General features: G+C 72.6%; 12 protein-coding genes. 6 read left to right on the forward strand and 6 right to left on the reverse strand.

Annotated elements, in window-relative coordinates:
* The 3 genes from ffh to JWQ92_RS06440 form a co-directional block, all read right to left on the reverse strand.
* Positions 1–1,224, reverse strand: a 1,224-nt coding sequence (gene ffh, locus JWQ92_RS06430) for a signal recognition particle protein (protein ID WP_297343641.1), incomplete at its 3' end; no start/stop codon positions are given.
* 185 nt (positions 1,225–1,409) lie between these two features.
* Positions 1,410–2,402, reverse strand: a complete 993-nt coding sequence (locus JWQ92_RS06435) for an NAD-dependent epimerase/dehydratase family protein (protein WP_297343642.1) — start codon at positions 2,400–2,402, stop codon at positions 1,410–1,412.
* Between the two features lie 192 nt (positions 2,403–2,594).
* Positions 2,595–3,317: a cysteine hydrolase gene (locus JWQ92_RS06440; RefSeq protein ID WP_297343643.1), complete on the reverse strand. Its 723-nt coding sequence runs from the start codon at positions 3,315–3,317 to the stop codon at positions 2,595–2,597.
* 195 nt (positions 3,318–3,512) lie between these two features.
* On the opposite strand from JWQ92_RS06440, the gene JWQ92_RS06445 reads away from it, so the two are divergent.
* Together JWQ92_RS06445 and JWQ92_RS06450 are read left to right on the forward strand one after the other, a co-directional pair.
* Positions 3,513–4,418, forward strand: coding sequence for an aldo/keto reductase (locus JWQ92_RS06445; protein WP_297343644.1), 906 nt, complete (start codon positions 3,513–3,515; stop codon positions 4,416–4,418).
* A 173-nt stretch (positions 4,419–4,591) separates the two neighbouring features.
* Positions 4,592–5,368 carry a hypothetical protein gene (locus JWQ92_RS06450; RefSeq protein ID WP_297343645.1) on the forward strand — a complete coding sequence of 259 codons (777 nt, stop codon included), beginning with the start codon at positions 4,592–4,594 and terminating at the stop codon, positions 5,366–5,368.
* Positions 5,369–5,389: 21 nt separating this feature from the next.
* On the opposite strand, the gene JWQ92_RS06455 is transcribed toward JWQ92_RS06450, so the two are convergent.
* On the reverse strand, positions 5,390–5,992 hold the full coding sequence (locus JWQ92_RS06455; RefSeq protein ID WP_297343646.1) for an HD domain-containing protein: 603 nt from the start codon (positions 5,990–5,992) through the stop codon (positions 5,390–5,392).
* Between the two features lie 99 nt (positions 5,993–6,091).
* On the opposite strand from JWQ92_RS06455, the gene JWQ92_RS06460 reads away from it, so the two are divergent.
* Complete coding sequence (locus tag JWQ92_RS06460; protein WP_297343647.1) at positions 6,092–6,607, forward strand: gamma carbonic anhydrase family protein; 516 nt, start codon at positions 6,092–6,094, stop codon at positions 6,605–6,607.
* A 66-nt stretch (positions 6,608–6,673) separates the two neighbouring features.
* Here JWQ92_RS06460 and ftsY read toward each other — a convergent pair whose 3' ends face one another.
* A complete protein-coding gene (ftsY, locus tag JWQ92_RS06465) occupies positions 6,674–7,537 on the reverse strand; it encodes a signal recognition particle-docking protein FtsY (protein WP_297343648.1) in 864 nt (287 codons plus the stop codon).
* An 83-nt stretch (positions 7,538–7,620) separates the two neighbouring features.
* Between ftsY and JWQ92_RS06470 the strand changes: the two genes are divergently transcribed.
* The 3 genes from JWQ92_RS06470 to JWQ92_RS06480 all read left to right on the forward strand — a co-directional run bounded on the left by JWQ92_RS06470 (position 7,621) and on the right by JWQ92_RS06480 (position 9,590).
* Positions 7,621–8,508: an NAD(P)-dependent oxidoreductase gene (locus JWQ92_RS06470; RefSeq protein ID WP_297343649.1), complete on the forward strand. Its 888-nt coding sequence runs from the start codon at positions 7,621–7,623 to the stop codon at positions 8,506–8,508.
* 18 nt (positions 8,509–8,526) lie between these two features.
* Entirely contained in the window at positions 8,527–9,339 is an 813-nt protein-coding gene (locus JWQ92_RS06475; RefSeq protein WP_297343650.1) for a shikimate 5-dehydrogenase, read from the forward strand.
* A gap of 113 nt (positions 9,340–9,452) precedes the next feature.
* Entirely contained in the window at positions 9,453–9,590 is a 138-nt protein-coding gene (locus JWQ92_RS06480) for a hypothetical protein (protein ID WP_297343651.1), read from the forward strand.
* A gap of 7 nt (positions 9,591–9,597) precedes the next feature.
* On the opposite strand, the gene JWQ92_RS06485 is transcribed toward JWQ92_RS06480, so the two are convergent.
* A partial coding sequence (locus tag JWQ92_RS06485; RefSeq protein ID WP_297343652.1) for an AAA family ATPase occupies positions 9,598–10,564 on the reverse strand: 967 nt, incomplete at its 5' end.

Below are 10,564 nucleotides of genomic sequence, written 5' to 3' on the forward strand. Positions count from 1 at the left end.
GGATCCCTTGGAGATGCGGGCGCGGCGTGAGCCGTCGATCATCTTGGGGTTGTTGCGCTCGGCGGGGGTCATCGACAGGATGATCGCCTTGATCTTGTCGACCTCGCGGTCGTCGAAGTTCTCGATCTGCTCCTTGAACTGGCCCATGCCGGGCAGCATGCCCACGATCTTGGACATCGAGCCCATCTTGGAGATGGCCTCCATCTGCTTGAGGAAGTCGTCGAGCGTGAACGACCCCCCCATGAGCTTCTCGGCGTCCTTGGCCGCCTGCTCGGAGTCGAAGGCCTTCTCGGCCTGCTCGATCAGGGTGAGCATGTCGCCCATGTCGAGGATGCGCCCGGCCATGCGGTCGGGGTGGAAGGCGTCGAAGTCGGTGAGCTTCTCGCCCGTCGACGCGAACATGATGGGGCGGCCCGTGATCGACCGGACCGACAGGGCCGCGCCGCCGCGGGCGTCGCCGTCGAGCTTCGTGAGCACGACGCCGGTGAAGTCGACGCCCTCCTGGAAGGCCTTCGCCGTGGTCACCGCGTCCTGACCGATCATCGCGTCGATGACGAACAGGACCTCGTCCGGATCCGTCGCCTTGCGGATGTTCGCGGCCTGCTTCATCAACTCGGCATCGACGCCGAGGCGACCGGCCGTGTCGATGACGACCACGTCGTACTGCTTGTCGCGCGCGAAGCGCATCGCGTCCTTCGCCACCTTGACGGGGTCGCCGACGCCGTTGCCGGGTTCGGGCGCGAAGACGGTGGCGCCGGCCTGCTCGCCGACCACCTGCAGCTGCTGCACGGCGTTCGGGCGCTGCAGGTCGGCCGCGACGAGCAGCGGCGTGTGGCCGTCGGTCTCCAGCCACTTCGCGAGCTTGCCCGCCAGGGTCGTCTTCCCCGCGCCCTGCAGGCCCGCGAGCATGATGACCGTCGGCGGCTGCTTCGCGAACTGCAGCCGGCGCTGCTCGCCGCCGAGGATGCCCACGAGCTCCTCGTTGACGATCTGCACCACCTGCTGCGCGGGGTTCAGCGCCTTGTTCTGCGCGGCGCCGAGCGCCCGCTCCCGGACCGTGCCGGTGAAGGCCTTGACGACGTCGAGGTTCACGTCGGCATCGAGCAGCGCGCGGCGGATCTCGCGGACGGTGCCGTCGACGTCCGAGGCGGTGAGAACACCCTTGCCGCGCAGGTTCGCGAGCGCCTGGGTGAGCCGGTCGGAGAGCGTTCCGAAGGTAGCCATAGGGCCGGAATCCTACCGCCGGGCGCCCCGACGTCGGAGGCACGCGGCGGTTCCCGCTCGATCATCCCCGGCCCGGAAGGGGGCGGTGGGCCCAAGAGCTCCCGGGCAGGACGGCCCCGGATCCGCAGGAACGGATCCGGACGGCCGGCTCCCCCGTCGTTCGTGCAGCGGGACGACGGGGGGCGTCAGCCGAGCGCGGCGAGCAGCTCGCGTTCCTCGGCGTCGGTGAGACCCGCGCCGTGCGGATGCTCGCGCTGCTCCTCCCAGGCGAGCACATCGGTGAGGGTCTCGGCGAGCGGACGGTTGACGAGGCCGGCGGCGCGAGCCCGGTCCCCGGTGCGGGCGTTCATGCCCGACCAGTCGGGATCGCGGAGCCAGAGCGGCAGCGACCGCGGGCCGGCCCACTCCTCGACGCCGTGCTCGGCGAGCCACGGCTCGGCCGCGGGGACGGCGGTCGTTCGGCCGCCGGCGACGGCCCGGGCCGTCTCGAGGTGCTCCCCCAGCGGCAGGGCCTGCCCGACCGCGTCGAACACGCCGGCCGTGCCGCGCTCGGCCGCGTCGACGAGCCACGCGGCCAGATCCCGCACGTCGATGAGGGCGGTCAGGCGATCGAGGGCGTCCGGCACCAGCACGCGGCCGTCCGGGTCGGACGGATGCGCGGCGCGCCACGGCCAGTAGCCGCTGCGACCGGATCCGTCGCCCGGACCGCCGATCAGGCCCGCGCGGGCGAGCAGGGACCGGTCGTCGCCGAAGGCGGCACGCACCGCGTGCTCACACGCGACCTTGGCCCGCCCGTACTCCTCCATGGACGCCATCAGGTCCGATTCGAGTGGGGCGAGCAGCGGCGAGTCCTCGTCCTGGCCGAGGGTCCGCTGGTCGGCGTAGACGTTCGCGGTCGAGACGAGCACGAAGCGCTCCGCGGCCGGCTCGAGGGCGGCGACGGCGTTCCGCACGTGGCCGGGCTGCCGCGCGACGTCGACCACGGCGTCCCAGCGCTCGTGCCGCACCCCGTCGAGCGCGGACGGGTCGTCGCGGTCGGCCACGACGAGTCGTGCCCCGTCCGGCACCGACCCCGAGGTGCCGCGGGCGACGCAGACGACGTCCGCGCCCCGCCCGATCGCGTGTGCGGCGACCGCGCCGCCGAGCCAGGCCGTCCCACCGAGCACCAGGAGCTTCATCCGCCCAGCATCCCGCGCCTGAGCGGAGCGTGCCGACCGCTCCCCCGGAGGCTCGACGGGTCTACCGGCCCACGAGGTACCGAACGAGCCGCGGGACCGGAGCCGCGAGCCCTCCCGCAGGCCGACGTCGGACGCCGCGGGCGCAGCGTCCGCCCGCGGGGCGGCGACCGTCGTCCGTACCGGGGATGCGCCTCAGCTCGGAACGAGCTCCGAGGGTCGCGCCGTCGTCGCGGCGACGAACGCGGCCGAGTCGGAGACGTGCCCGAACATGGTGCCGAGCACGTCGAGCGACGAATCGTGATTCCTCGCGCCGATCGGCTCCGCCGTGCAGTCCGACAGCAGGACGCACGTGAGGTCGCGGAACATGGCGTCGCGCATGGTCGATTCGACGCAGACGCTGGTGGTGCACCCGGTCAGGACCAACGTGCGGATGTCGTGCGCTCGCAGCGAGGCCTCGAGCCCGGTGCGGTAGAACCCGCTGTATCGGCTCTTGTAGATGACCTCGTCGTCAGGCATCGGCGACAGCGCCGGAAGGATGTCGGTGTTCCAGGTGTCCCGGACGAGGATCCGGCTCGTCCTTCCGTCCGGGGCGATCATCTCGGTCCCGACACCGAGGCGGTCGTGCACGATCCGGTTCGGCGACTCCGGACCGCCCAGATCGGACAGATCGGGGAGGAACCCCATCTTCAGATAGACGATTCGAAGGCCGGTGCGCCTCGCCGCGTCGAGGACCTTCGCCGTCGGCTCGACGGCGGCCGTGATGCCGGACAGGTCCACACCCGCCCGCCCGAACATCCCTCGTGCGTCCCCGAAGTCGTTCTGCATGTCGATCACGAGCACGGCGGTTCGTTCCACCTGCAGCTCGACCTCGCCTGCAGTGGTGACGATCTTCACGGGCCCCTGGGGCGCAGCCACGACGTCGTCTCCGTTCGGATCGGTGACCGCCGCGGTCGCAGCGATCCGTGCGACGTCGCGACTTCGACAGGCGGATCATCCACCCCGTCGCCACGAGCGTCAATGCGCCGCGGGCGGGCGAGCCCGACCGGCCGCCCCGCCTCACCTCGAGGAGGGGCCGCCCGAGCCGTGTCGGTGCAGGCTACGGTGCCTCCCGTGCACCTCACGCCCCTCGGCCCCAGCGGACGCTCCGTCACGGCCGTGGTCGCGGGGGCCGCCCGCGAACCCGTGCCGGTGAAGCAGGGCGTCGCCGCGCTCGGGACGGGGTGGGACCTCGGCGTGCGCAGCCTGGACGTCGCCGACGTCGGATCCGCCGGGGAGACCGCGGCGGAACGGTTCCTCGACGACCGGCAGCCCGAGGACACCGTGATCCTCGCTGGAGTCGGCGGCCCGGCGGGGCCGGAACGGGGCGCCGATCACGCGCCCGAGCGCGTCGAGGCCGGCCTGGCGGCCACGTCCCGCCGCCTCGGTCGGGCGGATCTCGTCTGGCTCGCCGGAGCGGATGCCGAGACCCCGATCGAGGCGACGCTCACCGCCCTCGCCGCCGCTGTCGAGGACGGGCGCGTCGCCGGCTGGGGCGCCGCCGACATCGACGTGTGGCGGCTCGAGGCCCTGCTCACCGCCGCCGACCGGGCCGCGCTCCCCCGCCCCGCCTTCGTGCGGATCCGGATGCACCTGCTCGACCGCACGGCGGAACGGGACCTCCTGCCGCTCGCCACCGGCGAGGGCCTCGGCGTGCTGGCGCGAGCGCCGTTCGCCGGGGGCCGGCTGACCGACGCCCACGTCGAGGCGGAGGAGGAGGCCGGGCGGCTCGCGGCGAGCGGATCGCCCCGCACGACTCCGGAGGATCCGGCCCTGCAGACCCTCCTGACGCTCCGCGGCCTCGCCCGCGAACGCTCGCTCAGCACGGCGGCGCTCGCGCTCGCCTGGCTGCTCGGCCATCCGGGCGTCACGGCACCGGTCGTGGCCGCCAGGTCGGAGCGGGTGTGGGAGACCGTGCACGAGGCGCTCGAGGCCGAGATCGACGAGGAGCTGCTCGATCGGGTCGGCGCGCTGCACTAGCTGTGCGTGCGCGCGGCCGCGCCTCGGTCGCCCGGCCCGCCCGGCCGCCTCTGAGCCCCGGGGTTGCGCCGGAGGTGCAGGGGTGGCGAAAATGCGCTGCGGCTAGGCGAATCTCCACACCACCTGCCCTGGACGGGAGACGTGTGAAGCTGTCGATACGACGGGCGCGGAGGGTGGCCGGCAGGTTCCTGTGGCCCGTCCGCGTGAACCGCCTGCTCTACCTGCTGCGGCGCCTCACCCATCGCTGGAAGCTCGTGCACCGGGCCGAGTCGGCGCTCAACCAGTCGGTCACGGTCTGGCAGCTCGGGCGGGAACGCCGCCTCGTGTTCGGTGACTCCGTCAGCCAGGCGGCTCAGTCGGTGGTCTTCACTCGTGGCGACTGGACGCAGCTGCGCCGCGAGTACTGGGGACGTGCGCTGCAGCCTCCGGTGGAGCTGCCGCTGCGACCGCGCGTCCTCGTCTTGGGGCTCGGCGGCGGCACCATGGTGCGGATCCTGCACCAGCTGACCCGGCCGGCGCTCATGACCGTCGTCGAACTCGATCCGGTCGTCGTGGACGTCGCGTTCTCCCACATGGGCCTCGCGGGGCTCACCGACCTGGATGTGCGCATCGGCGATGTGCGCGACGTGCTGCCTGCGCTCGCCGGCAGCGAACCGTACGACCTGCTGTTCGAGGACGTGTTCTTCGACGGCCTCGCGGCCAACGGCATCGAGCAGGAGGAGTACCTGGACGCGCTCGCCGCGCTCGTCACCTCGTCGGGATGGCTGGTGTTCAACCGCTGGTTCCGGGACTGGGGTGGCAAGCCGATCGACAGCGGCCAGGAGCAGCTCGCCTCCGCGCTCGCCGGCCGGTTCACCGTCGTCGAGCGAGTGCAGGTCGCTCAGCGCTGGTTCAACGAGCTCGTCTTCGCCGGACGACGCCGAGAGGCATCGGCGGAGGGCACCGGCTGATCGACGTGCGCGGCTCGCGGCTCACCCCCGCTCGAGCGGATGCGCGGCGAGCTTCGCCGCCACACCGCCCGCGACGATCCGCGCCGCCTCGGACTGCGGCTTCCGCGCCGCCTGGTCGGTGACGCAGGCGGTGAACTCCGACCCCAGCGCTCCGCGGGGATGGGCGGCGAGCACCTCGCCGACGAACCCGTCGGGCAGCACCCCGGCGCCGGCGCCCGAGATGTCGAGGGCCGTTGCGACCTCGAGCAGGTGCCCCTCCGGATCCTGCGCCGGGTCGACCTCCGGCCACATGTGCCGCTGGATCACCTCGACCACCCGGTCACGACGCGCGGGCGCCCACCGCGCGCCGGCGGCGACGGTCCAGCCGACGTAGCCGCCCGCGGTCTCGAAGGGCAGCGCGACGTTGTCGAAGGCGGGCATCAGGCCGGTGTCGTGGAGCAGGGCCGCTACGGCGAGCAGCTCGATGTCGGCCGGACGCACGCCCGTCGCCTCCGCGAAGCCCAGCGACCAGTACCAGGAGCGGATGCTGTGCTCGAGCAGCGCCGGCGAGCAGAACCGCGTGGCCACCTCGAGGGCGGCGGCGGTGGCGGGGGTGTCGGGCAGGGCGGCATCGGCGAAGCGCATGGGCGGCATCCTCCCGCGCCCGCACGCCCCCGCGGCAGCGGAGGTCGTGCCACTCGTGGTCGATTCCGCGCCATCCCGATCGGCGCCTACGGTGCTGCCATGCCCGAGTACGAGTTCGCCGGGGCGCGCCCCGAGGTCGCCGCATCCGCCTTCGTCGCCCCGACGGCGTCGCTGATCGGCCGGGTCCGGATCGAGGACGACGCCGTCGTGATGTTCGGGGCGGTGCTGCGCGGGGACCGCGACGCGATCGTGCTCGGCGCGGGCAGCAACCTGCAGGACACCGCGGTCGTGCACTGCGACCCCGGATCCCCGGCGACGATCGGCGCGAACGTGAGCATCGGCCACGGGGCGGTCGTGCACGGCTGCACCATCGAGGACGAGTGCCTCATCGGCATGAACGCCACCGTGCTGAACGGGGCGGTGATCGGCACCGGATCGCTGGTCGCCGGCGGGGCGGTCGTGCTCGAGGGCACCGAGATCCCGCCGCGATCCCTGGTGGCGGGCGTGCCCGCGAAGGTCCGCCGGGCGATCAGCGACGACGAGCTCGACGGCATCCGCGCCAACGCGGCCACCTACCGCGAGCTCGCGGCGCAGTACCGCGCCCAGCTGTCCTGAGGGTTGCCACTTCGTGCGGTTCTGGGGGCTTCACGACCGCACGAAGTGGCGACTCTCGAGGGTGGGTCAGCCGACGAGGCCCTGCGCGAAGACGTGCGGGGTGAAGCCGGTCAGGTCGCCGATGCGCTCGCCCTGCCCGATCAGCTTGATCGGGATGCCGGTCTCGTCCTGCACCCGCAGCACGAAGCCGCCCTTCGCCGAGCCGTCCAGCTTCGTGATGACGAGACCCGTGACGCCGGCGTGCTCGATGAACGCCTGCGCCTGCAGCACCCCGTTCTGCCCGGTGGTCGCGTCGAGCACGAGCAGCACCTCGCTGATCGGCGCGAGCTTCTCGACGACCCGCCGGATCTTGCCGAGCTCGTCCATCAGGCCGCCCTTGGTGTGCAGCCGTCCAGCGGTGTCGATGAGCACGATCTCGCTGCCGTCCCGCTTCGCCTGCTCCACCGTCTGGTACGCGACCGACGCCGGATCCTGCCCCGGGTGCTGCGGCCGCACCACCTGGGCCCCCGCCCGCTCCGCCCAGGTCGCGACCTGCTCGACGGCCGCAGCGCGGAAGGTGTCGGCGGCACCGACGAGCACCGACCGCTGGTAGTTGGCGAGGAACTTCGCGAACTTGCCGATCGTCGTCGTCTTGCCGACCCCGTTCACGCCGACCACGAGCACGACCGCCGGCCGCTCGGAGAGCTTCAGCGTGGGGTCGAACCCGGCGAGCCGCTCCTCGACGTCCTCCCGCAGCATCCGCTGGAGATCCTTCGGATCCGTCGTGCGGTAGCGGTCGACCTTCTCGCGGAGGTCCGTGATCATCGCCTCGGTGATGTCGGGCCCGAAGTCCGCGCCGATCAGCGCGGCCTCGAGGTCGTCCCACGTGTCCTCGTCGATCGTGCGGACGGTGCCGAAGAGGTTCCGCAGCCGTGCCCCGAACCCCGCCATGCCTCAAGGCTACCGGGGCTCGGAATCCGCCCAGCCACGCGGACGTACCGTCGGTCCGTTCACCGGTGGAAGGGAGCGCACCCATGGCGGACGCACCGCGGATCACGCTGCTCGGCACGGGCACGATGGGCGTCGGGATGGCCCACTCGATGCTGCGAGCGGGCCTGCCGCTCACGGTCTGGAACCGCCACGTCGAGACGGCCCGACCCCTGGCCGACGACGGCGCGACCGTCGCCGAGAACCTGACGGCGGCCGTTCGTGACGCGGACGTGGTCGTGACGATGCTGTTCGACGAGGACGCCGTGGCCGACGTGATGGAGCAGGCGGCCGGCGCGATGCAGGAGGGCGCGGTCTGGGTCCAGTCCGCGACCGTCGGCCGCGAGGGCATCGCGCGGCTCGCGCGGTTCGCGGAGCAGCACGGACTCACGATGGTCGACGCACCGGTGGTCGGCACGAAGCAGCCGGCCGAGGACGGCGCGCTCACCGTGCTCGCGGCCGGCCCGGACCGCACCCGTGACGTCGTGCAGCCGGTGTTCGACGCCGTCGGCGCCAAGACCGTCTGGCTCGGCGACGAGCCGGGCCCGGCGAGCGCGATGAAGCTCGTGGCCAACTCCTGGGTCGCCATGCTCACCGTCGGGACCGCCCAGGGCGTGCAGCAGGCCCGAGCGTTCGGCCTCGACCCGGCGAAGTTCCTCGAGACCGTCTCGGGCGGCGCCGCCGACAGCCCGTACCTGCAGACGAAGGGGAAGGCGATCCTCGAGGAGCGGTTCGATCCGCAGTTCGGGCTCGACGGCCTGCTGAAGGACCTGCGGCTCATCCGTGCCGCGAGCGCCGATGCGGGCGTGCCGAGCACGGTCGTCGACGCGCTCGTCGCCGCGTTCGAGAAGGCGAGCGACGCAGGGCACGGCGGGGAGGACATCGCGGCCGTCGCCACGAGCTTCCAGCCCCCGGCGGGGGCACCGGCGGTCTGAGCACGCGAGGATCGGGGCATGTCGATCCTCAGCAAGGACACGACCCTCTGCATCTCGCTCGCCGGCAGGCCGAGCAACCTCGGCACCCGCTTCCACAACGCTCTGTACGAGGAGCTCGGCCTCGACTTCGTCTACAAGGCGTTCACCACGGACGACGTCGAGGGCGCGATCCGCGGGGTGCGGGCGCTCGGGATCCGCGGCTGCTCCGTCTCGATGCCGTTCAAATCGGCCGTCCTGCCGTTCGTGGACGTCATCGAGGACTCGGCGGCGGCGATCGACGCTGCGAACACGATCGTCAACGACGGCGGCAGCCTCACCGCGGCGAACACCGACGTGGAGGCGGTCGAGGAGCTGCTCACGCGGAATGCGGTCCCCCGGAACTCGCGGGTGCTGATCCGCGGCAGCGGCAGCATGGCGGCCGCCGTCCTCGCCGCATTCCGCTCCGCGGGATTCCCGGATGTCACGCTCACTGCGCGGAATGCCGTGACGGGAAGCGCATTCGCCGACCGGTTCGGGGCGGCCTTCCTGCCTGCGCCGGAGGCCGGCTTCGACCTGCTCGTCAACGTCACGCCGCTCGGCATGGCCGGTCCGGATGCCGCGGAGCTCGCGTTCCCCGAGGCGGCGATCCGGGCCGCCACCAGGGTCTTCGACGTCGTCGCCCTGCCGGTCGAGACCCCGCTCGTCGTCGCCGCCCGTGCGGCGGGCGTGCCCGTGCTGACGGGCGCCGAGGTGCACGCGCTCCAGGCGGCCCGGCAGTTCGAGCGGTACACGGGCGTCGCCCTCACGAGGGATCAGGTCGATCGCGCGAGCGCATTCTCGCGATCGGAATGACATCGTCGCAATTCTCGAAATGCAACCCGAATACGGGATACCGCGGGACTTCTTCCTCGGGATAACGTTCTTCCACAGCCGCTACCTACGGAATTGGAGATCGAGAGACTTCCATGGTCCAGCCCGTCCGACTGCTCGCCGCCGTCACCGTCTGCGCCGCGCTACTGATCCCCGCCAGGATCGCGTTCAGTGCGCAGACGGCGGCGGCGGTGACCGGGAACTCGGCGGTCCAGGCCCACCCCGGCCGCTGACCCGCCGTCAGACGCGGGCGCCGAGCCGCTGACCGATGACCTGCGACACCCCGTCCTGCCGCATCGAGACGCCGTAGAGCGCATCCGCGATCTCCATCGTGCGTTTCTGATGGGTGATGAGGATCAGCTGCGACGTGTCGCGCAACGACGAGATCACCTCGAGCAGGCGGCCCAGGTTCGCGTCGTCGAGCGCGGCCTCGACCTCGTCGAGGATGTAGAACGGGCTCGGCCGCGCGGTGAAGATCGCGAGCAGGAACGCAACGGCGGCGAGCGACCGCTCGCCGCCCGACAGCAGTGACAGACGCTCGATCTTCTTGCCGGCGGGGCGCACCGCGACCTCGACGCCGGGGATGCCGTCGTCGGTGCCGGGGACGAGCGTGAGCCGGCCGGATCCGCGGGGGAACAGCACCGGGAAGATGCGGGCGAATGCCGCCTCGGTGTCCGCGTAGGCGGCCTCGAAGATCGTGCGCATCTTGGCGTCGAGCTCGTCGACGATCGTGAGCAGGTCGGCGCGGGTGCGGCTCAGGTCGGCCAGCTGATCGACGAGGAACGCGTGCCGCTGCTCGAGGGCCGCGAACTCCTCGAGGGCGAGCGGGTTCACGCGCCCGAGCTGCGCGAATCGGCGCTCCGCGGCCCGCAGCCGCCGCTCCTCCGCCTCGCGGTCGAGCTGCGGATCCTCCTCCTCGAGCAGCGCGGTCTCGTCCAGGCCGAGCTCGGTGCGCGCACTCTCGAGCAGTGCCCCGAGCGAGAGCTGCTGCTCGTAGAGCCGCATCTCGAGATCACGGCCCTGCCCCTCGAGTCGCGCGGCGCGCTCCCGGGCGTCGGCGAGGTCGCGGCGGGCGTCGGCGAGTGCGCCGGACGTCTCGTCGCGGCGACGGGTGAGCTCCGCGAGCCGCACCCGGGCATCGGTGACCGAGGCGTCCACGGACGCCTGCACCGGGGGCAGGTCCGCGAGCACCGCCTCGGCGGCGAGC

The sequence above is a fragment of the Amnibacterium sp. genome (assembly GCF_025463795.1).
Lineage (GTDB): Bacteria > Actinomycetota > Actinomycetes > Actinomycetales > Microbacteriaceae > Amnibacterium.

What these genes read in the sequence shown, in the direction of transcription:
- JWQ92_RS06435 (WP_297343642.1), bottom strand. Translation starts at nt 2,402, where the DNA reads ATGAAGCTCCTGGTGCTCGGTGGGACGGCCTGGCTCGGCGGCGCGGTC.
- JWQ92_RS06455 (WP_297343646.1), bottom strand. Translation starts at nt 5,992, where the DNA reads ATGCGCTTCGCCGATGCCGCCCTGCCCGACACCCCCGCCACCGCCGCC.
- JWQ92_RS06460 (WP_297343647.1), top strand. Translation starts at nt 6,092, where the DNA reads ATGCCCGAGTACGAGTTCGCCGGGGCGCGCCCCGAGGTCGCCGCATCC.
- ftsY (WP_297343648.1), bottom strand. Translation starts at nt 7,537, where the DNA reads ATGGCGGGGTTCGGGGCACGGCTGCGGAACCTCTTCGGCACCGTCCGC.
- JWQ92_RS06470 (WP_297343649.1), top strand. Translation starts at nt 7,621, where the DNA reads ATGGCGGACGCACCGCGGATCACGCTGCTCGGCACGGGCACGATGGGC.
- JWQ92_RS06475 (WP_297343650.1), top strand. Translation starts at nt 8,527, where the DNA reads ATGTCGATCCTCAGCAAGGACACGACCCTCTGCATCTCGCTCGCCGGC.
- JWQ92_RS06480 (WP_297343651.1), top strand. Translation starts at nt 9,453, where the DNA reads ATGGTCCAGCCCGTCCGACTGCTCGCCGCCGTCACCGTCTGCGCCGCG.